The sequence below is a fragment of the uncultured Mobiluncus sp. genome (genome assembly GCF_963511525.1).
Classification (GTDB): Bacteria; Actinomycetota; Actinomycetes; order Actinomycetales; family Actinomycetaceae; genus Mobiluncus.
Map to the genome: position 1 here is coordinate 114,199 of NZ_CAUPIY010000002.1, position 20,329 is coordinate 134,527.

Sequence of the window (20,329 nt, forward strand, 5' to 3'; positions counted from 1 at the left end):
GTTGACCACCTATCATCCGCCCGTGGTGGCGTGTATCGGCGCTGGTCAACTGGCCCGAATGCTGGCTACCGAAGCCGGTGAACTGGGCTTTCGCTTGCGAATTTTAGCTGACTCCCCCTCGGATCCGGCCGCGTTCGTGTGCCCGGAAACCGTGGTGGGCTCTCCTGACGACCCCGAAGCGTTGCGCGAGCTGCTGGACGGGGCGGACGTGGTGACTTTTGAACACGAGTTGATTCCAGACACCGTTTTCGACACCGCCGCCGCGACCGGTGTTCCCGCCCGGCCCTCCCAATCCGCATTGCTCTATGCCAAAGACAAACTGGCGATGCGCCAACGTTTGGGGGAACTGGGACTACCCATGCCTGCTTGGGCCAATGGGGCGGACTTGGATGCGGTCAAGGACGTGGGGCGGCGCTGCGGCTGGCCGCTGGTGGCGAAAATCAGCCACGGCGGGTATGACGGGCGCGGGGTACGTCTGGTATCGAGTTTGGACGAGTTCAAGACCTGGCGAGAGGGCTTAGACGAGGGTATCGAGTCCCTGGTCGAGCAGCGCGTCCCGTTCAGCAGCGAGCTGGCCGTGATGGCGGCGCGGCGTCCCTCGGGGGAACTGCGCACCTATATCCCCATGCAAACCTGGCAGGAGCAGGGACAATGCGCGGCTGTTTTGGAGCCGGCGCCGATTCCTGAGGACATCAGGGACCAAGCCGAGGACTTGGCGCGTCAGATTGGGGTGGAACTCGACATTACCGGGGTGTATGCGGTCGAAATGTTCCTGGTAGTGACCCCTGCCGGGAACCATCGCCTCTATATCAACGAGCTGGCCATGCGCCCACACAACTCTGGACACTGGACCCAAGACGGGTGCGTAACTTCCCAGTTCGAGCAGCATTTGCGGGCGGTATTGGACCTGCCGTTGGGCGATACTTCCCGCACTGCGCCCTATACTGCGATGGCTAATGTCTTGGGCAGCAAGCTGGACGACCCGGCTCAGGCCGTGACCAGCGTGATGGAAAAATATCCCGAGGCAAAGATTCATCTGTATCGCAAAAGCAACCGCCCCAAGCGCAAGCTCGGTCACGTCAACGTCTGCGGCACAGACCCCAACCTGGAGCTTTCTTCCGCCCGCGCGGCCGCCGACCTGCTAATGGGCAAGTAAGCGCCGCCCCGACCTTGTGACCCTAAATATCGTGGCGGCCCGGAATACCGAGCCGCCACAATGAAACACCCACCTAACGCAACGACAGGTGTCGAGACAGCGAGTTATGGGCAAACCAGTAGCCGACAATCAACAGAGGGATTATGCTCAGCATTCCCAGTGGCAGGAATACGCCGGCCCCTTCGTTGGTCTGCGAGAAGATAACGCCGAAAAGTAACTTTGTCTGGGCGCTGCCTGCCGAAGTCGTGATGTGCAAGGTCACCGGCACCAGGAAAGTAAACAGAGCCAACACCGCTTCATAAACCACATAGATGAGGATTGCGCTGATGGTCACCGCTTTGTTGGTGGACAGGTAAGTGAAGCTGAATCGGTTAGCTAGGGCAGATAAGCACACCACCCACAGCACAAATTGTGCCGTCGCCAGCAGTAAGACCACGATTGCGGCAATGATGAGGTAGGCGGGGGTGCTTTGCAGGAGCTTACCGATAGCCTCCCAGGTGGCAGCGAATTTGTCGCCGAAACTCAGCTCGGGGCCTGCCGCCCTCGCCCACCGGGTTAAGATGACCCAACCCAGCGCCAAGCAGCTCCAACAAATACTGAGTAGGACCGCGATAAACAGCCACAGAGACTTCGCACCCAGCACGGTTCCACCCGAGGCCGGCAGGGTGTTTGTAAAGTAGCCGCGCTGCCCATAGGTGGTCTGGTAGTAGTACTTGGAACCCATGATAAACACGAGGAAAGGAATGATGATTGCCACTAGGGCGCCGATGGTGGTGCCCGTGGTGGCTAGGAAACTTTGGTTAGTGAGGCTGAGCATCCCCGAGACAAACACCACCGCCAAGCCGACAGCCAGATAGAGCAGCAGCTGCCAGCCCATTTCCTTGGCTTCATACTTGAATAACTTAGCAAACATGGGAGTATTCCTTCCTAAAGATTTGATCCAGGGACATGCCGTAGGCTTCCCGCAGTTCATCGGCTTCGCCCTGTTTGAACAGCTTGCCCGCGTGCAGGAATACGGCTTCGTCCAGCACCGGCTCAATGTCAGTGACCAAGTGGGTGGAAATGAACAGAGTCGCTTCGGGGTTCCAGCCTTTCACAATGGTGTCCAGCAGGGTTTGGCGTGCCGCCGGGTCCACCCCCGAAATCGGTTCGTCCAACAGATAGAGCCGGGCGGAGCGTGACATTATCAGTGCCAGCTGAAGTTTTTCACGCATTCCCTTGCTCATATGGTTGGTGGTTTGGCTACGTTCTAGCACCAAAAACTCCACCAGTTCCGTGGCTTTTTTCGCGTCAAAGTCCGCGAAATAATCCGCGTGACGCCCGATAGCCGCGTCGACGCTGATTGATTCGGGCAGCCAGGCGGCGTCGGGCAGGAAAGAGGTCATGGCTTTGGTTTTCGTCCCGATTTGCTGACCATCGATGCGGACTTGCCCGCTGGTGGGTTCCAGTACGCCTGCCAAGATTTTTAGCAGCGTGGTTTTCCCCGAGCCGTTTTCGCCCAGCAAACCGATGATTTTCCCGGCACTCAAGTTGAGGGTGAGCTGGTCTAATGCCGGTTTCACCACTCCGTTTACCTTGATGCCCTGGTAGCGTTTGGTGAGGTTGGACACTTCCACTAAGGGTTGCATCTCAATCACGTCCTTTCCATTGACTATTCAACAGATCTTGGGCTTCGCTGAGGCTCAGTCCCAAAGTTTTCATGTCGGTTATGAAGTTGCGTACGGAGGTTTTCGCCAGATCCTTTCCGAGTTCCCGGACAGCCCGGGTATCCTCGGTGACGAAACGTCCCAAGCCCCGGCGTGAGGCAACCAAGCCGGTGCGCTCCAGCTCGGTCAACGCCTTTTGCATGGTGTTGGGATTGACCCCGTACTCGGCGGATAGATCGCGTACAGAGGGAATCTGGGAACCCCTCTCCCACGCTCCGCTGGTGATACGCCGTGAGAAGTCGTCAAGTAACTGACGCCAAATGGGCGTTCCAGTATCAAAATCCATCAGCTTCTCCTTACCGAAACAAACGCGGTACCATGTTTGTGTACTACAACACTAATACACCATCACACGGCTGTCAAGGGGAAACTATTTTGCGGTGAATAGAAGGGGGATTCGGCTCAAGCCCACAACGACGGCCAGAAAATACCCAGCTCGCCAGCCAGTTTTCGCAGCAAGGGCAAGGAAATCCCGATGACATTATGCGGATCGCCCTCGATACCGCTGATGAATGCCCCGCCCAGGCCGTCAATCGTAAACGAGCCAGCAACTTCCAGCGGTTCTCCGCTGGCCACGTAGGCCCGAGCCTCTGCCTCGCTGAAATCCGCAAAATGCACCACGGTAGACTCGGTGCGCCCCACTTGCGCAACCGGCTCGACGGCATCGCGGCGCAAACGCATCACCCAGTGCCCGGTGTGCAACACCCCGCAATCCCCCGACAGGGCACGCACCCGCGCGAGGGCCACCTCGGGATTGTGGGGTTTACCCAGCACTTCGCCGTGAAACTCCAGCATGGAGTCGCAGCCCACCACCAACGTATCCGCACCCGGCGAAAGCGACGTATCGAGCTCCCCCGCTACCGCCCGCGATTTTGCCTGCGCTAGAGCCAAAACCTGCTCAGCCGGGCCAGCCGCACGCGCACGCAACTTGGCGAGCAAAGCGTCCTCGTCCACGTGAGAAACCCGCACCACCGGGCGCAACCCCGCCCCTTGCAACACTTTGCGCCGCGCTGGGGAGGCGGAAGCCAACACCACGCGCACCGCGGCCGCACCCAAATCAGAATCCGATTTTTCCATGCCTCTAGCCTAATCGCGCAGGTTTGAATCGCGGCAACCCAGAAAACGACCCAGCAGTTCTAGCAGCTCGGCCCAGGTTTGGCTGCCCGGCACTCGCAAGGACCCGTGGAAGGTCCCGGCATACATATGCGCCTCCACCGGCACCCCGCAATCAGCCAGGTGCAGCGCCAGACGCAGCCCTTCATCGCGCAACGGATCGATGGGGTTCACCACGATGAGACTGCGCGGCATTTTGCCCGCCACTGCCGGACTGTCCAGGATTTCCGTCAGTTTCGCACGCAGGGCCAGGCTCGGTGCCGCCAAATCCCAAGCCTCCCGATTAGCCTCGGCCGTCCAGACCGGGCCGGCAGCGTGAGTTTGCATAGAATCACTCTCGCAGCGCGGATCCAAGCAGGGTTCAAACAGAATCATGCCCGCCACCGGACACTGGTCGTGCTGCTCAATCACATCCGCCAAAGAATAGTACGCCAGGCCCGCCCCTGCGGAATCGCCGAAAACATACACTTCCAGCCCTAACTCGCGCCCCCAATCGATGGCGTAGAGCAGCGCCGCCCGGCAATCCGCCACCGCCCGATCCGCCGGAAATTCGGGCGCCAAACGATAATCCGCGGACAGGACTATGGCCCCCAAATACTCAGCCAGCTCAACATTGTGCACATCATCAAACCGGGCTCTGCCAGCCACGTAGCCGCCGCCGTGGAGGGTGAGCAAGATTGGCGCACCGCCCGCCCGACCTTTTGCCGCCGAGGACTGCGCAGCAGGTTGCGGGGTGAAACAACGCAGTTCCATAGGTTGGCCATCCCCGCCGGGGATTTCCCTCACCTCGAGGTTCACTCCGGTCGGGGTTTCTGTGGACATGCCTAACATTCGGTCCCCTTCGCTTCGCATAGTTTGCAGGTCACAAGGTGTTTGTGGGGGGCGTAGCGGCGATTGCTGGCGTCAGTTCGGGGCACAGAAAGCGTTTCCCACCTGGGCGATAGCGGCCACGCCCTCCAGACCAATCAGCACTTCACCAGTTTCCTTTCGCCAGCACTATTCTAGCTGCGGTTGCGTTCCCACCCTGAAAAGTCGGACAAAGTACTCGCCGGAGACTCCAGAAAGACTGGGAATACTAAGGAATAATTTAAATGCTCCGTCGAATAGCGCAACGGGTCAAAAGAGGGTAAAGTTTTACTCGATGATGACTTAGGGTTTTACCAATCTCCCAGTTCACGAATACCTGCGATAGTCCAGCGTTTCGGTAAATTCGAGAGAACGGAACCAGGATATAGAGAAACGAAAGCAGAGGAACAAAGAATGACCAGAGTCCTTTTAGTCGAAGACGATCCCGCCATTGCCGAACCGCTGACCCGCGCCTTACAGCGTGAAGGCTACGAGGTCAGCGCCCACGTTACGGGCGGTTCTGCCCTGAAACAAGTCAATGACTCCGACATGGTGATTTTGGACTTGGGTCTGCCCGATATGGACGGCCTGGACGTAGCCCGCACGATTCGCGCCCAAGGCCTCACCATTCCGATTCTCATTCTGACCGCGCGTACCGGTGAAGTCGACATGGTGGTGGGCCTGGACGCGGGGGCGGACGATTACGTCACCAAGCCTTTCCGGCTGGGCGAGCTGCTGGCCCGCGTGCGGGCTCTGCTGCGGCGTTCCGGCGGGGAAATCACTGAAGAAAGCGACCTCACCGCCCAGGACGTGCGCATTGAGGTCTCCGCTCACCGCGCTTTCCAAGGCACGCGTGAACTGCAGTTGACCGCGAAAGAATTTGAACTGCTGCGGGTGCTGGTGCGCGAAGCCGGCGCCGTCGTGGAACGGGAAGCCATTATGCGCGAAGTGTGGGGCGGGGACCCGTCGGGTTCCACCAAGACCCTGGATATGCACGTCTCGTGGCTGCGCCGCAAGCTCGGCGACGACGCGAACAATCCGCACTACATCACCACCGTGCGCGGCATGGGTTTCCGTTTTGAAACTGCCTAACCCTTGCGCAAGCAAATCCTGATTTCCATCCTCAGCGCGGTCATCATTGCCGTGCTGCTGCTGGGCGTGCCCCTGGCCGCCTTCGCTGTCAATCAGCTGTGGGATTCAGCCCGCGCCGATGTTGACGCGACCGCTAAACAATACGCATTAGCCCTGGACCGCACGTCCCTGACCGGCCACTATGTGACTGACGTGACCGTGGCCAGCTGGCTGTGGCCGGGACGCTCGGCGGACACCAGGGTGGAAGTCACCACTCAGGACGGGCGCGACCTGAGCTTCGGGACTCGCCCAGTTTTCCCGCTCATCTCGCGGGTCGAGACCGCCACGGGAGCCACCCTGACGGTCATTTCTTCGTCAGACAACGCCCGTTCGCGTTCCGTGGTGTTCGTTTTGGTGACACTTTCCGGGGTAGCGGCATCAGTCTTTGTCGGCGCATTTATCGCGTTGCGAGCGTCTCGCCGGATTTCGGCGCCGCTCATTTATCTGTCTGCCCAGGCTGAACAGCTCGGTTCCGGAGGGGTGCGTCCCCGCGTGACCCCCTCCGGGATTGAGGAAATCGACCTAGTGCAAGACGAACTGGTTAGAGCCAGCGAAAACCTGGCGGGGCGTATCGCCGCGGAACGCCAGTTCGCTTCGGACGTGTCCCACCAGCTGCGCACCCCGCTGACCGCCTTGTCTATGCGGCTGGAAGAAATCCAGATGATCAGCAGTGAACCGGAGATACAGCAAGAAGCCGAACAGTGCCTGGACCAGCTTGAACGCCTAACCGGCGTGGTCGAGGACCTAAAACGCAACTCCCAGAATGCCGGCGGGGGCACCACCCAGGCGATTAACGTCGACGAATTCCTGGTGCACCAGCAAAACGAGTGGGAAAACCAGTTCCGGGCGGCGAATCGCCCGCTGGTGTTCCGCAACGAAACCGACCGTCCCGCCCTGGCCACGCCCGGCTCGCTGGGTCAAGTCATCGCCACCCTCCTGGAGAATTCATTGAAGTACGGGGCGGGTACGACCACGGTGCGCGCCAAGATGAGCGGCAACAAGAAGGGCATGTATTTCGAGGTCAGCGACGAGGGCGCGGGGGTGGATGACGAAATCGCCCCGGATATTTTTAAGAAGGGCGTCTCGGGGCACGGTTCGACCGGGATTGGCTTGGCGCTGGCGAAACAGCTCATCGAAGCCGACGGCGGGAAACTGGAACTCATTGTGCGCCGCCCCCCGACTTTCCAGGCTTACGTCGCCACCGTGCCAGCGTCGCTGGATCCGAACAAGGTTTTGCCCCAGGGCGCCATTATTTCCGTGTCCCACCCCAAGCGCCGGTTCTGACTTTCCCGGGCTCGTCGGCGATTTTCCCCGGTGAAGGGCGTTTGCCCGGATAGGATTTTTTTGTGGACGATTTTCGGGAAGGTAACTGGCTGTTGCGCGCCGAGGCCGCGGCCGGTTTGCGGGCACTGCACCGGGCCGGGCAACAAGTGAAAATGATTTACATCGACCCGCCCTACAACACCGGAAACACTTTCGCCTACCACGACCGGCGCGCCAAGGACGAGTGGCTCGCCATGATGAGCCCGCTGTTGGCCGCGGCGCGTGAACTGCTCAGTGCTGATGGTCTCATCTTTATCTCGATTGACTTTAACCAGCTGTGTGAACTGAAACTCGAGATGGACCGTATTTTCGGCACCGCAAACCTGATTGGTAACTTCGTGTGGGTTTCTAACCTGAAAGGCCGCCAGTTGGGGGCCGGACCGGCGGGAACGCACGAGTACATCTTGACTTATGCCCGCGATGCCACCCAGGTAGGCCAGCTCCGCGGCCGCACCGAGCTTTTGCAAAAACTCATGCCTACCGTGTACCGCCTGCCCCAACGCCAGGTGAAACACGATGCGTGCGGGGCTTATGTCACCAAGAACGAGCTGTACAACACGAACTCGAAGTTCAACGAGGTCACCGCCCCGTCTATGGTGTTCGACATTCACTATCATCCCCAGACCGGGGCGGTGCGCACCAGCGAGGTCGGGACTGTGGACCCCGAACTGACAGTTGCCGGCTGGGTCTGCGCCCACCCCCACCCGAATGCGAAACCGGGACTGAAGTATCACGCTTGGCGCTGGTCGCGAGCCAAGGTGGAGCGCGATTACGCTGACCTGGAATTTCAGGTACACGGCCGGGGGGCGCATCGCAGCCTAAAGATTTATACGAAAATCCGTAACTTTCACGAAACTGCCCTGAAAGACCTGGTCATGGGTCCCTCGACGATTTCGGGGCAGCGGGAACTGCAGCGTCTGGGGCTCGGTGGACTGTTTGAAACCCCGAAGCCCACGGGACTGCTGCAAGTCCTCATCGAAGCCGCTACCAGCCCCGGCGACACGGTCTTGGATTTTTTTGCCGGCTCGGGCACCACCGGGCAGGCGGCGCACGCCACCGGGCGGCGTTTTTTCCTGATTCAGCTGGAAGAGCCCTTTAGCGCGGTGAAATCCGGCCCGGCTGGCGAACAGGGGCTGCACACTATCGCTGACCTGACCGCCGCCCGACTGCGGGCTGCCAAAGTTCCCTTCCACGAACTGCGCTGTTAGCCAGCTTGGCGCGGGTGCAGGCCCGCTCGCGCACTGTTTCACTAAGCGGCTGGAGCGCGCTTGGCTGCCGAACCACAGTGCCACCGCCAGCCACGAAACGTACCCGGACTGGGCAATCACTATCTCCCACCGGGTGATGCGCTGCCTCGCACCACCGCGCCACCGACCGTTTCGTGCCATCGCACCACCAACCGTCTTGTGCCACCGCCCTCGACCACCCTCACCGACCTTCACCGCCCTCCGCCAACCATGACCTGTCTTCACCAACCCGGCTCCCCTAAAACCGTTGAAAAACCGCGAAATTCCTGGTAAATCCGACTTGTGCTAGGCTTGGAACCCGGGAAAGTCCCACTAATTTGCCACCCATCAGGAAGGCTATATATATGAATTCGCCCAGCCACAAAGGCTTCGACACCTACCTTTTGATTTCCGGATTCGCCCTGTTCGCCATGTTTTTCGGCGCCGGCAACCTGATATTTCCCTTCCAAGTCGGGGTCAGCGGCGGGGCCAACGTGATTCCCGCGGTTATCGGAGTTTTGCTGACGGGCGTGCTGTTCCCGGTGGCGGGGATGATGGCGGCCTCCACGGACGCTTACGGAGCCGGGCGGATTGCGGACCGCATCGGACACATTCCGGGGCTGGTTTTGACCGTGGCTATCTTTCTGTTTTGCGGGATGCTTTACGCGATGCCCCGCGTGGCGACCGTGTCTTGGGAAATGGCGGTGCGGCCTTTGACCAGCCTCGGGGCCCAGACCGGAGATAGCCCTGCGAATCATGTTGGGCTGTTTATTTACTCGTTGATTTTCTTTGCCATCGTGTTGATTTTGCTCAACCGTCCCGACCGGATGCTCGATCGCATCGGGCAATACCTGACCCCAGCGCTGCTGATTTTGCTGCTGGTGATGATTGCCATCGCCATGTTTAAACTGCCCAGTGTCGAGACACTCCACCCTGATCCGGCTTACCAGGCATCGCCCTTTACCGCCGGGCTGAAAACCGGCTACGGCACGATGGATGCCTTGGCCTCCCTGGTGTTTGGCGTCGTTATCATTACCCAGCTACACGCTCATGGTTACAACGAAAAGCGTTCCGTGTTCCGGGCGACGACCTTTACCGCCGGGATTGCCGGAGCGTCCCTGGCCATCGTTTACACCGGCTTGGCTTTCGTGGGTACCCGCGTGGCTGACCAAGAAATTGCCAACCCGGCCGCCGGTCTATCCCTGGCGGCGCAAATGATTTTCGGTCCGGTCGGTCAAAGCCTGTTCTCGATTATCGTGTTCCTGGCCTGCCTGACCACCGCCACCGGGCTGATGGGAGCCTCGACCCAATACTTCTGCGACCTGTTCCCGAAGGTACATCGATCCGCCATGCTGGGGATTCACGTAGTGGTTTCCCTGCTGGTGGCCAACCTGGGCTTAGAGAACATCCTCGCCATCGTGGTGACGATTGGTTTGGCGACCTATCCCCCAGCTATCTGCCTGATTCTCATCGCCCTGCTGGATTACACCATGAAACGCCAGCTGTTCTGGACCTACCGGCTTTCCGCGTGGGTGGCCACCATCATCGGGATTTTTGAGGCCATCTCCACTTTCAAGCTGCCGGCTTGGGAGGACGTCAGCGGTTGGCAGCAAGCTCTGCAAGGTGTTTTGCATGTCCTGCCGTTGGGGGATGTCCAGATGGGTTGGCTGACCCCCGCTTTGGCCGGGGTCGCGGTGGGTATCGCCATTGACCTGCTGCACCCCATCGATGTGGCCAAGCTGCCGGTTTCCCAGACCCCGACCGGGATTCCTGACCGGGACTCGGAGACAGACGAACTGCCGGTTGAGAGCTAACCTCCGGCACCGAATACATAAAAATACGTTGGGCACTGCATCTGCAGTGCCCAACGTATTTAAGCCAATAAAGCGAAAAAAGCTAATAAACCCCTCGCTGCTACCGATAGGGAACGTGGGTGAAATTTGCCCACCCGAGGATTTCTTGATGGAAGTGGTCAGCATGGATGCTATCGGACTGAGTAATTACGCGGCGATGAACGGAATCAAGCCGTCGACTCAAGGCTAAACGAGCTTAAAAACCAAGGATTCGTCATTACCGGCTCAACAGCCGCTTATGACGAATCCGAACTGTCCCAGGTTTTGTTCCATTTATTATACGGGGGTCACTTGTTTGAACCGGTGTTCATTAAAACTTGCGATGACCTGCTCGGGTATGGCGTAGCCCAGGGATTCGTGGAGACGGATATTGTCCCACCAGTGCACCCAGTTCAGGGACACCCATTCGACTTCTTTGCCTAATCTTCGGGTTCGGGGGTAGATTGACTCGGCTTTGTAAAGGCCGTCAACGGTTTCGGCTAGCGCGTTTCGTAGGAATTCACCAACAGTTTCGGCCGATGAATTGATACCGGCAACTGCCAGCCGTTCACTGTATTTATTGCTTGCGTACTGCGATTCGCGGTCAGCCTGATGGACTAGACCATCAAGATTGTATTTAGCGCAACTCATTGCCTGCCAAATGGTGCAAGACCCATCCGCCTCCAGCCGGTCACCCACCATCCAAACCGGGCGATTCTTGAAATCTATCAAATACCTCTTAGACATGCTCCTAATCCCCTCAAAAATGGGGAGGAACAAACCCAGTACGCTTCACTCCTAATCTGACAGAAGTGCTCAATTTTTAAAATGCCAAAACTGCTCAAATATCAGATACCACTAACAACAATCTATTTTCGCGCTCAAACTATGTGAGGCACCACACCGCCCTCGCGCTCAAAATATGTAAGGAACGCCAGACTCTTGACCATCGAGAAACCGTATAGTAGCATATTGGTGTAGCGTGGCCCTATCGAAGGAGATAAAAATGTACACATCTGCTATAAAACACAGGTTAGCTTTCGTATTTACAGGCGTGTTATCTGCTTGCCTGCTCGCCTTCAGCCCTTTCATCCCCTACGGTAATGCTACCGCGCTGTCCGGAGATTCTGAACTGCATCAACTTCAAGACAAAGCGCGCAGCGGTGTACAGCTGAGTAACGCCGAATTACAAATCCTGGCTGACCCTTATCGTATTCCTGAGTTTGCCAACCTCAGCGACTCAGAAAAAGCATTGATAGCGAAGCACAACTCCGACTTCTCACAACCTATAACGATTTCATTTGACCCAAGCACAGGAATGGCTGTTTCTGTCAAAGAAACGTCAGCATCGGCAGAATTGCAATCAGTTACGATACATAATCCGTGCCGTACCGGAGACACTTGCTTGCTAACTACTAAAGTACCTTACGCGATCTTCGGACTGTCTGGGGTAGGTGTGGCGACCAGCCCGTACTGGCAATACAGGTCATCAATATACGCAGGAAATCACTGGGTGTCAGATATTTGCTGGATAGGAGAAAGCTGCGTTAAAGGCGCACTCGCGCCCGGAGCCTCTTTCAACTGGGGTGGCAGACTTGTCACCATGACCTCTATACGACTGCTGTCATAGAACAGCATGCCAGCTAGCAGTAACTAACTGGGGTTGCCCGCAAAATTACCTTTAGCCCTAGCCCTGTCCTTTAGCCCCCCCAAAAAATGTTGCATATTAAAACACTTGGGGCGGGGTGCCCCCAGGCAACCCACCCCAAGTGATGAAACGAAGACTACTTCAGGGTAACCTCGGCGCCGGCCTCTTCGAGGTCAGCCTTGGCCTTCTCAGCGTCTTCCTTCTTGGCGCCTTCGAGGATGGCCTTGGGAGCGCCATCAACCAGGTCCTTGGCTTCCTTCAAGCCCAGGCCGGTCAGGGCCTTGACGACCTTGATAACCGGCACCTTGGAGGAGCCAGCGCTCTCAAGCACTACGTCAAACTCGGTCTTTTCCTCGCCACCAGCAGCTTCACCACCAGCAGCCGGAGCAGCCGCCACGGCCACCGCGGCCGGAGCAGCGGCGGTCACGTCAAAGACCTCCTCGAACTTCTTAACGAAGTCAGAGATCTCAATCAGGGTCATATCCTTGAACACGTCGATCAGTTCATCAACAGTCATTTTCGCCATTTTAGGCATCCTTTCGGTTTATCCGCCTGGTGGTTCCTGTACACCGGGCGTTGCTCGCTAGGGCGAGCGCATTTCTCTTTGAATCTAGGTCTAAAGTAAAGCGCCTTAGGCCGCGAGTTTTTCGCGGTAGGCGTCGATGGTGCGAACCGTCTTGGAGGCCGAAGCCTGGAACAGCCCGGCAGCGCGAGTTTGCAGCGCCTTGAGCAATCCAGCGGACTTCGCCAGCAAAACTTCGCGGGATTCCAGGGAAGCGAGTTTCTTAACGGCGTCAGTATCGAGGATTTCCCCGTCCATGATGCCAGCCTTTAGAACCAGCGCTTTGTTATCCTTCGCAAAGGTATCCAGAGCCTTGGCGACGCTAACAACATCACCATCGGCCGGGACGAAAGCGATAGCGGTCGGCCCCACGAGATATTCGTCGAGACCTTCCAGCCCAGCTTCCTTCATAGCCAGTTTCGCGAGCTTGTTCTTCGCTACGGAGTAACGTACTCCTACCCCAAGCGAGGTACGCAGCTCTTTCATCTGCTTTACGGTCAGACCACGGTATTCGGTCAAAATGACAGCGGCGGAGTCCTTCGCGGATGCCGCGAGAGACTGCACATCTGTGACTTTATCAGGCCTTGCCATGAGCCCTCCTTCCGTTTTTAGCCGGCGTCACGGAGTTTTGGGCAATAGAAAAGCCCCGGGCGCAAGATCCGGGGCGTACAGTTACGGTTTCCGCCCTCTCAGGGGTTTTGTCCCTGCACAAGGTCGGTGGGTACCGTTCGTGATTCGCTTATCGTTTCCTGCGCAGGCTCAGCTATCGCTGAATTATCCAATCGGACCGGCGGTCTTAGGCTCGTATAGACTAGCACATCACCCGCCTGGAGCCAAATCTGCGCCTTCCCTTGACGCGTGAAAGCTCATCGGCACCCTAGGGGCGAGGCGTGCGTACCAGGAGCTGTTCGATAGCGTGGCGGCGGCGGTTCAGAGTGGCGCCGGGCTGGTCGAACTTGGTGAACTGCCAGGGCGCCGCCAGGCTCATGAACGTGTTGATGGCGACTTCCGGGCTGGTTTTCATTTCGTTTTGCAGCCAGGAACGAATAATTACGAAAGTGTTTTGCACCTGCTGTTCGGCAGCCATGGCAACCCACAGGTCGCCGTTGTCTTCCCCGGAATAGGTCACGTAATCCAGGACGTAGCGGCGCAGATACTGGTGAAAGTAGTCGCTGAAATAGCCGCGTGTTCCTGACGAGGGCACGTCAAGGAAAATATGGCGGTACACCTCAGCGTGACTGGCGATGTGTTCCAGCAGTTCGATATAAATCTGACGCCAGCGCAGCAGGTAGTTTTCTCGGCTGGCGCTGAGCAGCTGACCGATGGCGGGGAAAAATTCGTGGATTTCCGTCAGCAGACACTTGGCCAACAGTTCGGCGGGACTGGAGGCGTGGGCGTAAAACGTGCCCCGAGACACGCCCGCTGCTTTCGTCAGTTCCGACACTGACACGTCTTCCGGAGCCCGGGTGGCGCAGAGACACAAAATGGCGTCATTCAGGCTGTCCCGCGCGCGGGCATAGCGCGGATCCATCACCACCTCACCGGTCGGAAAACTCACAGGCTCATTTCTTGCCACAAATTTATTGTGGCACAACCAGCGGACAAGCTGAAACATTAATAAAGAATTACGCAACATTCTATTGAACACCTGTGCAATAGGGCGTAATATAAATCCCGAAGCAAAGTGGCTTCATTTGAACTGCGGAAAAGGAACACTTATGGCACAACAGAGCGAAAAGACCTCGGGAATTTCCCGACGGTCATTTTTACAATGGTCCGGTGTGGCTGCTGGAACCGCAACCTTGCTGAGCGTGGAAGGCTCACTGCCGGGCTCTTTGGCAGCCAACGCCGCCGCACCTGACGACACAAAGCTGGTGTGGTCGGCTTGTACCGTGAACTGTGGTTCGCGCTGCCCGCTGCAGCTGCAGGTCAAGAACGGTCGGGTGGTGCGAGTTCTGCCGGACGACACCGGTACGAACGAACTCGGTTCACAATCCGTGCGCGCTTGCGTGCGTGGTCGCTCCATCCGGCACCGGATTTACAATCCCGACCGGCTAAAGAAGCCGCTGAAGCGCAAACCCGGCACGAAACGCGGCGCCGGCGAATGGGTGGAAATCAGCTGGGAGCAAGCCCTGGACGAAATCGCCCAAAAGATGAAGGAAATCAAGTCCAAGTACGGCAACGAAGCCTTTTACATCAACTACGGTACCGGCACCCTTGGGTCTGTTGTTTCGACCTCGTGGCCCCCGGATGTGACCGCTTTTGCCCGCCTCATGAACTGCTGGGGTGGCTACCTGGATCACTATTCCGACTACTCCACCACGGAAATCACCACCGCCTACCCATACTTTTACGGGACTTGGTTTGGATCAAACTCGCTCGATGACGCGGCGCGTTCAAAGCTACAGGTCATGTTTGGTAACAACCCGCTGGAAACTCGCATGAGCGGGGGCGGGCTGACGTTCACCACCCTGGAGACGAAAAAGGCTTCCGGGGTGCGCACCATCATCATCGACCCGCGCTATTCCGAAACTGCCGTTGACTTGGCGGACGAGTGGGTGGCGTTGCGTCCGGGGACGGATGCGGCTCTCGTTGCGGGCATGATTCACGTCATGCTCCAGGAAAACCTGCATGACCAAGCCTTCCTGGACACCTATTGCGTGGGCTTCGACGAAGCCCACATGCCGCCCGGCGCTCCCGCAAACGCGTCTTACCGCGCCTATATCGAAGGCAAGAAGGACGGCATTGAAAAGACCCCTCAGTGGGCCAGCGCAGTCACCGGCGTGCCGGAACAAACCATCCGCCAGCTGGCTCGTGAAATTGCCACCGCAAAACCCTGCGCGATTACCCAGGGCTGGGGCCCGCAACGCCACGCCAACGGAGAAAACACAGCCCGCGCTATCTTCCTGCTGGCTTGCGTGACCGGCAACGTGGGCATCCCCGGCGGCGGCAACGGCGCCCGAGAATCCTCCCCCGCCCTCGGGGTCGGCAAGAACCTGACCACCTCGAAACCGAACCCGTCGATGAAGATTATCTCGGTGTTCTCGTGGCTGGACGCCATTGAGCACGGCGAAAAGATGGACACGTTCAACTCGGGTGTGATGGAAAAACCCGAACTGGGGGTGCGTAACTTTAAAGTCCCGGTCGATGAGAGCGGCACCCCAACCAACACGAAGTTGGAAGTCCCCATTAAGATGGTGTGGCAATACGGCGGGAACTCGCTGGTCAACCAAACTGGGGAAAACGCCGCTTCTGTGAAAATCCTCCAGGATGAATCCAAGTGCGAACTCATTGTCGATTGCGACATTCAAATGACGGTGTCTTGCCGTTACGCCGATTATGTCCTGCCCGGCACTTCCGCCGCCGAGGAATCCGACTACCACGCCGGGGAAAACGGCGCGCCGATGGCTTACGGGATTGTTTCCTCGCAAGCCATCAAACCCCTGTATCAGTGCAAGGACGTTTACACGATTTGCACCGAACTGGCCGACCGCCTGGGCATAAAGGATGACTTCACCGAAGGCAAGACCCGCGAGGGCTGGCTGAAAGAGGCGATTGACACCGCACGCGCTGACGACCCCGAACTGCCCACCTTTGAGGAATGGAAAAAGATGGGGGTCTACCGCCGCTACGAAGGGCCGGTCGTCTCGATGGAAGACTTCCGCACGGATCCGCAGGCCAACCCCCTGCCCACCCCCAGCGGAAAGATTGAAATCTATTCCCAGCGCATCGAACAGATGGCTACCAAGTGGACTTTTGACGACTTCCGCGAAAAGGCCGAGGGTGACCGGCTGGTGCCGCTGCCCGAATATGTTGAGACTTGGGACGGACCGGCCGCTGCCATGACCGGCAGATATCCGCTGCAATGTATCGGCCACCACTTCAAAGGCCGGACCCACTCAACGTATGGAAACGTGGACTGGCTGCGGGAAGCTCACCTGCAAACCATCTGGATTAACCCGATTGACGCCAAGGCTCGCGGGATTAAGAACGGCGACTTGGTGTTTGCCTACAACGACCGCGGCACCGTGAGGATTGAAGCAAAAGTCACTCCCCGCATTGCTCCCGGAGTCGTTTCCCTGCCTCAAGGTGCCTGGTACCATCCGGTCGACGCCTCCGAGGTGAAACCCCCGGCCGGTGCCAACCGAGATATTCCGGTGGACATTGGTGGAAACACCAACACTTTGTCCTCGCTGCGTCCCTCGCCCCTGGCGCACGGCAACGCGGTACACACCATCACCGTGGAAATTGAGAAGGCTTAGGAGGACACATCATGGCTGAAAACTTCACGAAAGCTGGCGCCAAGTACGGGTTCTATTTCAACCAGACCCGCTGCAACGGCTGCAAAGCCTGCCAGATTGCCTGTATCGATAAACACGACCTGCCGCTGGGCGTACACTGGCGCAAAGTCGCGGAATACTCCGGCGGGACCTGGAAAGTCCAAGGCAACACCTTCCAACCGAAAGTGTTTGCCTACTATGTCTCCATCTCTTGCAACCACTGCGAATACCCGATCTGCATGGAGGTTTGCCCCACCACCGCGATGAGCCGCCGCGAGGACGGCACCGTATACGTGGACGAATCGAAATGTGTGGGCTGCCGCTACTGCCAGTGGGCCTGCCCCTACGGCGCGCCCCAGCTCAACCCGGAGACCGGACATATGTCGAAGTGCGACCTGTGCTACGACTACCGTTCGGAGGGCAAAGATCCGGCCTGTGTCGCGGCTTGTCCCTCGCGCGCTTTGGAATGGGGACCCATCGAGGAACTCCGTAAGAAACACGGCAACCTCAACGGTATTGCCCCCCTGCCCGACCCGTCCTTGACGGAACCGCACCTGGTCATCGAAGCACACCGGGACGCGGAACCGTGGGATCAACCCACCGGCGAAATCACCAACCCGAAGGAGATCTGAAAATGGAAGAACTCCCTATGATTCTGTTTACCGTCATCGCCCAGATGGCAATCGGGGCTTTTTGGGCTCTGGGATTTGTCCAACTGCTCGGACGGCTGCGCAAACTGCCTGGTGAAGCCATAGACCGGGTGACCGACACATCCTTGTTCGCGGTCGGACCGCTGCTGATTCTCGGTTTCTTCGCGGCGTTTTTCCACCTAAACGACCCGTTCCACGCCCCGTTCACGCTGCTACACGTCGGCTCCTCGTGGCTCAGCCGCGAACTGTTGAGCGGGGTGTTGTTCGGCGGTTTCGGTTTCGTTTTTGCCGCGTGCCAGTGGAATAAGTGGCTGAGCCGCACCGTCCGCGATGTGCTGGCGGTCCTCACCGCCCTGAGCGGCTTGGCCCTGCTGACCTCGATGAGCGGAGTGTACTGCACCGTCAGGACCATTCCGGCGTGGCACACCCCCGCGGTTCCCGTGTTCTTCTTTGCTTCGGCTCTGTTGACCGGCCCGCTCGCGGTGGCGCTGAGCCTGCTACTGGTGTGGAAAAAGGCACTGTCCGCGACCGAAGCCGCTCCCGAAGTAAAGGGATGGCGTTCGCACCTCGCGGTAGGCCAGATTAGCGACGACCTGAAGTCGCTGGTGCACTCCGCCATGCAAATCCTCACCATCGTGGGCGCAGCCAGCGGCATCGTCATCATGATTACCTACCCGGCTTACCTGTTAGGTCTGCATCAGCAGGGCGGGGCGGCGGCGCAGGTCGCCGACGTCATCTCGGGTGGTTTCCTGACCTGCCGCCTGATTCTGTTAGGTATCGCGGTCATCGGCGCTGGCGTGTTTGCTTTCACTCAGATTCGTTTGCATACGCAACCCACAACTACCCTGACCGTGTTGCTGTGCGGTTCCTTGCTGCTGGCTTTCTTCAGCGAACTGATGGGCCGAGCCGTCCACTACGAGGGCTTGTGGCATGTAGGCTTGAATACAGTGCAAAACGTTATCGCACCCTAACTGGGGTCCTAGAGAAAACTCGGTGGCTCCCGGCGCATAACCGGGAGCCACGCTTTATGACAGAAGGAAGATACCCATGAGTCAGCACATCGACGCCCCTTATCTCGATGCTTTTGCGGCGTCTTTTCTGGTTTTGGGCCGACTGCACCTGGGTCACGCGACCACGGACACCCGCCGCGACATCTACTCGAAACTCTCCGACTGGCCTTTCTGGTGCGAGCCCTCCCCCCTCCCCGAACTCGCTGACCTCCAGACGGACGCCCACGCCGCCCTCACCCGCGGCACCGACCTGCTGCAACGCTCTTGGGAAAGTCACGAGGACGACCAGACGATTCGCATGGATCAGGACTTCCTCTACGGGGTTTCGGCCCATGCCCGAGTTTCGCCTTTCGAGTCCGTACATGTTGGCGAGGAGCAGCTGGTGTTCGATACCGAGACGATTCAAGTCCGGATGTACTACTCTCAGCTGGGTTTGCAGGCTCCCCGGCTGCACACCGAACCGGATGACCACCTGGGGCTGGAGTTCGCCTTTCTGTCCCAGGGCTGCCAGCAGATGATGGCAGCGCTGGAACAGGACCAAACGGAGGACTTCACCCGCGTGCGCGACATCGTCACGGCTTTCACGGCCGAACACCCCCTGCGCTGGGTTCCCGCGACTTTGCGCGAGGCCGAGGCGCAGGCTCACACCGCCTGGATGCAGGGGGTCGAGGCCCTGAGCTACGCCGCTTTTGCGTCTTGGTGCGTGGCTCTGTCCACCCGGGAGTTGCTCGCCTCCGCGGACGTGGTGTCGGGATTCGCCGCTCCCTACCGGGGCATTACGCCCGGTCACAAGGGAGTTGCGGTGGGTAAGTTCGGCGACCCCGGCGTGGCGGGGGCGGCTCGCGACGCGGCGGACACTGCCGCTCCCGCTCGAGATAGCGAACCTAGCGAACCCGGACACCCCGGCGACCACACTTCGGAAAACCCCGCCCGATGAAAGATTCCCTGCGTGAGCTGCTGCGCTTTTTGAGCGCCGGGGAAGTTCCCGAAACCCTGATCTTGGCCTGCGACCACAGCCTCCGACCACGTGTGCCTCGCCGGGCGTGTGCGCTGCATTACGATGCTTGCTGGGGCGAGGCACCGTTGGGTTCTATCGCCCAGATTCTGGCACTAGGGGTGGGCCAGATTGCTTTCGTGCCGTGTTCCAGGGACGGGGGTTTGGGCCGGCTGTTGCAGCTCGGCGAGGAGTTTTTTCCCGGCCGCTTGCGACTGTGGGAGACGCCTCACCAGGGCGGGTTTGCCGGAAAATGGGTCGAGGTTTCACAGCTCGGGGTGTCGCGCCGGTCGTTCTTAGGGCTATCCACCACGTGTGTCCTGGATCTCAGCGCCAATTGGCAAGAACGCAGCGCGCAGGCTTTTGCCCTATTGGGGGTGAGCGAGCCGCCGCCGGACCCACCACCGGCGTGGACACTGCAGGTCAGCGCCTGCAACGTTTGCGGGGTATGCGTTGCGGCTTGCCCCCACCAGGCTTTGTCCCTCACGCCTGACCCCGAGGACGCCAATCTGTTCACCCTCACCCAAGACCTAGCGCGCTGCGAAGCCGACGGCACCTGCCTGAAACTGTGCCCGCCCCGCACCTTAGCGGTGCAAGGCCACCCCACTTGGGCAGAAATCCACAATAATGCGACCCGAACCCTGACCGCGGTGAAAACGAAAGTCTGTCCCTCGTGCCACAACCGTTTCCCCGCCGGTACAGGCGAGCTCTGCCCCTTGTGCGCCTTCCGGCAAGACCACCCCTTCGGCTCAGCTATGCCCATGCATTCCTCACACGATTAGGACTGATACTCTGAAATTAGCTAAGTTAAATTTGTCAAGATTGACCATGCATCTGCCAGAAAAATGGGCA

Annotated in this window: 20 protein-coding genes; 11 read left to right on the forward strand and 9 right to left on the reverse strand. The window is 58.7% G+C overall.

Annotation, left to right across the window (positions count from 1 at the left end):
- Position 1: 1 nt before the first annotated feature.
- Positions 2–1,156 carry a 5-(carboxyamino)imidazole ribonucleotide synthase gene (locus RQ935_RS02420; protein ID WP_311497061.1) on the forward strand — a complete coding sequence of 385 codons (1,155 nt, stop codon included), beginning with the start codon at positions 2–4 and terminating at the stop codon, positions 1,154–1,156.
- Positions 1,157–1,229: 73 nt separating this feature from the next.
- Here the strand turns inward: RQ935_RS02420 and RQ935_RS02425 are convergent, their stop codons facing one another.
- The 5 genes from RQ935_RS02425 to RQ935_RS02445 form a co-directional block, all read right to left on the reverse strand.
- The gene (locus tag RQ935_RS02425) at positions 1,230–2,069 is read right to left on the reverse strand and encodes an ABC transporter permease (RefSeq protein ID WP_311497062.1); all 840 of its coding nucleotides are present in this window, start codon (positions 2,067–2,069) and stop codon (positions 1,230–1,232) included.
- A complete protein-coding gene (locus tag RQ935_RS02430) occupies positions 2,059–2,793 on the reverse strand; it encodes an ABC transporter ATP-binding protein (protein WP_311497063.1) in 735 nt (244 codons plus the stop codon). Before RQ935_RS02430 ends, RQ935_RS02425 begins: the two co-directional genes overlap by 11 nt.
- Positions 2,786–3,148 carry a GntR family transcriptional regulator gene (locus tag RQ935_RS02435; protein WP_311497064.1) on the reverse strand — a complete coding sequence of 121 codons (363 nt, stop codon included), beginning with the start codon at positions 3,146–3,148 and terminating at the stop codon, positions 2,786–2,788. The genes RQ935_RS02430 and RQ935_RS02435 overlap by 8 nt, the downstream gene beginning before the upstream one ends.
- Positions 3,149–3,264: 116 nt before the next feature.
- Complete coding sequence (locus tag RQ935_RS02440; RefSeq protein ID WP_311497065.1) at positions 3,265–3,939, reverse strand: Maf family protein; 675 nt, start codon at positions 3,937–3,939, stop codon at positions 3,265–3,267.
- Between the two features lie 9 nt (positions 3,940–3,948).
- The gene (locus RQ935_RS02445) at positions 3,949–4,806 is read right to left on the reverse strand and encodes an alpha/beta hydrolase (protein ID WP_311497066.1); all 858 of its coding nucleotides are present in this window, start codon (positions 4,804–4,806) and stop codon (positions 3,949–3,951) included.
- A 429-nt stretch (positions 4,807–5,235) separates the two neighbouring features.
- On the opposite strand from RQ935_RS02445, the gene RQ935_RS02450 reads away from it, so the two are divergent.
- The 4 genes from RQ935_RS02450 (at position 5,236) to brnQ (ending at position 10,315) form a co-directional block, all read left to right on the forward strand.
- Positions 5,236–5,913, forward strand: coding sequence for a response regulator transcription factor (locus RQ935_RS02450; RefSeq protein WP_297590446.1), 678 nt, complete (start codon positions 5,236–5,238; stop codon positions 5,911–5,913).
- A 3-nt stretch (positions 5,914–5,916) separates the two neighbouring features.
- On the forward strand, positions 5,917–7,236 hold the full coding sequence (locus tag RQ935_RS02455) for a HAMP domain-containing sensor histidine kinase (protein WP_311497067.1): 1,320 nt from the start codon (positions 5,917–5,919) through the stop codon (positions 7,234–7,236).
- A 62-nt stretch (positions 7,237–7,298) separates the two neighbouring features.
- On the forward strand, positions 7,299–8,483 hold the full coding sequence (locus tag RQ935_RS02460) for a site-specific DNA-methyltransferase (protein WP_311497068.1): 1,185 nt from the start codon (positions 7,299–7,301) through the stop codon (positions 8,481–8,483).
- Between the two features lie 383 nt (positions 8,484–8,866).
- Positions 8,867–10,315, forward strand: a complete 1,449-nt coding sequence (gene brnQ, locus RQ935_RS02465) for a branched-chain amino acid transport system II carrier protein (protein ID WP_311497069.1) — start codon at positions 8,867–8,869, stop codon at positions 10,313–10,315.
- Positions 10,316–10,630: 315 nt separating this feature from the next.
- Here brnQ and RQ935_RS02470 read toward each other — a convergent pair whose 3' ends face one another.
- Positions 10,631–11,080 (reverse strand): hypothetical protein, encoded by a 450-nt coding sequence (locus RQ935_RS02470; protein ID WP_311497070.1) that lies wholly within the window; start codon positions 11,078–11,080, stop codon positions 10,631–10,633.
- A 259-nt stretch (positions 11,081–11,339) separates the two neighbouring features.
- Between RQ935_RS02470 and RQ935_RS02475 the strand changes: the two genes are divergently transcribed.
- Entirely contained in the window at positions 11,340–11,963 is a 624-nt protein-coding gene (locus tag RQ935_RS02475) for a hypothetical protein (protein WP_311497071.1), read from the forward strand.
- Positions 11,964–12,117: 154 nt separating this feature from the next.
- Here RQ935_RS02475 and rplL read toward each other — a convergent pair whose 3' ends face one another.
- From rplL to RQ935_RS02490, 3 genes are all read right to left on the reverse strand, one after another.
- Positions 12,118–12,507 carry a 50S ribosomal protein L7/L12 gene (gene rplL / locus RQ935_RS02480; RefSeq protein ID WP_308534990.1) on the reverse strand — a complete coding sequence of 130 codons (390 nt, stop codon included), beginning with the start codon at positions 12,505–12,507 and terminating at the stop codon, positions 12,118–12,120.
- A gap of 105 nt (positions 12,508–12,612) precedes the next feature.
- Positions 12,613–13,134 (reverse strand): 50S ribosomal protein L10, encoded by a 522-nt coding sequence (gene rplJ / locus RQ935_RS02485; protein ID WP_282921048.1) that lies wholly within the window; start codon positions 13,132–13,134, stop codon positions 12,613–12,615.
- Positions 13,135–13,420: 286 nt separating this feature from the next.
- Positions 13,421–14,101: a TetR/AcrR family transcriptional regulator gene (locus RQ935_RS02490; protein ID WP_311497072.1), complete on the reverse strand. Its 681-nt coding sequence runs from the start codon at positions 14,099–14,101 to the stop codon at positions 13,421–13,423.
- 160 nt (positions 14,102–14,261) lie between these two features.
- Here RQ935_RS02490 and RQ935_RS02495 point away from each other — a divergent pair, with 160 nt between their 5' ends.
- The 5 genes from RQ935_RS02495 to RQ935_RS02515 all read left to right on the forward strand — a co-directional run bounded on the left by RQ935_RS02495 (position 14,262) and on the right by RQ935_RS02515 (position 20,259).
- A complete protein-coding gene (locus RQ935_RS02495) occupies positions 14,262–16,805 on the forward strand; it encodes a DMSO/selenate family reductase complex A subunit (RefSeq protein WP_311497073.1) in 2,544 nt (847 codons plus the stop codon).
- An 11-nt stretch (positions 16,806–16,816) separates the two neighbouring features.
- The gene (locus RQ935_RS02500; protein WP_297722725.1) at positions 16,817–17,455 is read left to right on the forward strand and encodes a DMSO/selenate family reductase complex B subunit; all 639 of its coding nucleotides are present in this window, start codon (positions 16,817–16,819) and stop codon (positions 17,453–17,455) included.
- Between the two features lie 2 nt (positions 17,456–17,457).
- Entirely contained in the window at positions 17,458–18,444 is a 987-nt protein-coding gene (locus tag RQ935_RS02505) for a DmsC/YnfH family molybdoenzyme membrane anchor subunit (RefSeq protein ID WP_311497074.1), read from the forward strand.
- 76 nt (positions 18,445–18,520) lie between these two features.
- Positions 18,521–19,420, forward strand: coding sequence for a molecular chaperone TorD family protein (locus RQ935_RS02510; protein ID WP_311497075.1), 900 nt, complete (start codon positions 18,521–18,523; stop codon positions 19,418–19,420).
- Positions 19,417–20,259, forward strand: coding sequence for a 4Fe-4S dicluster domain-containing protein (locus tag RQ935_RS02515; RefSeq protein ID WP_311497076.1), 843 nt, complete (start codon positions 19,417–19,419; stop codon positions 20,257–20,259). The genes RQ935_RS02510 and RQ935_RS02515 overlap by 4 nt, the downstream gene beginning before the upstream one ends.
- The last annotated feature ends 70 nt before the right edge of the window (positions 20,260–20,329 follow it).

Coding starts and splice junctions, on each gene's coding strand:
- RQ935_RS02425 (WP_311497062.1), bottom strand. CDS start 2,069: ATGTTTGCTAAGTTATTCAAGTATGAAGCCAAGGAAATGGGCTGGCAG.
- RQ935_RS02435 (WP_311497064.1), bottom strand. CDS start 3,148: ATGGATTTTGATACTGGAACGCCCATTTGGCGTCAGTTACTTGACGAC.
- RQ935_RS02440 (WP_311497065.1), bottom strand. CDS start 3,939: ATGGAAAAATCGGATTCTGATTTGGGTGCGGCCGCGGTGCGCGTGGTG.
- RQ935_RS02445 (WP_311497066.1), bottom strand. CDS start 4,806: ATGTTAGGCATGTCCACAGAAACCCCGACCGGAGTGAACCTCGAGGTG.
- RQ935_RS02450 (WP_297590446.1), top strand. CDS start 5,236: ATGACCAGAGTCCTTTTAGTCGAAGACGATCCCGCCATTGCCGAACCG.
- brnQ (WP_311497069.1), top strand. CDS start 8,867: ATGAATTCGCCCAGCCACAAAGGCTTCGACACCTACCTTTTGATTTCC.
- RQ935_RS02470 (WP_311497070.1), bottom strand. CDS start 11,080: ATGTCTAAGAGGTATTTGATAGATTTCAAGAATCGCCCGGTTTGGATG.
- RQ935_RS02475 (WP_311497071.1), top strand. CDS start 11,340: ATGTACACATCTGCTATAAAACACAGGTTAGCTTTCGTATTTACAGGC.
- rplL (WP_308534990.1), bottom strand. CDS start 12,507: ATGGCGAAAATGACTGTTGATGAACTGATCGACGTGTTCAAGGATATG.
- rplJ (WP_282921048.1), bottom strand. CDS start 13,134: ATGGCAAGGCCTGATAAAGTCACAGATGTGCAGTCTCTCGCGGCATCC.
- RQ935_RS02495 (WP_311497073.1), top strand. CDS start 14,262: ATGGCACAACAGAGCGAAAAGACCTCGGGAATTTCCCGACGGTCATTT.
- RQ935_RS02500 (WP_297722725.1), top strand. CDS start 16,817: ATGGCTGAAAACTTCACGAAAGCTGGCGCCAAGTACGGGTTCTATTTC.
- RQ935_RS02505 (WP_311497074.1), top strand. CDS start 17,458: ATGGAAGAACTCCCTATGATTCTGTTTACCGTCATCGCCCAGATGGCA.
- RQ935_RS02510 (WP_311497075.1), top strand. CDS start 18,521: ATGAGTCAGCACATCGACGCCCCTTATCTCGATGCTTTTGCGGCGTCT.
- RQ935_RS02515 (WP_311497076.1), top strand. CDS start 19,417: ATGAAAGATTCCCTGCGTGAGCTGCTGCGCTTTTTGAGCGCCGGGGAA.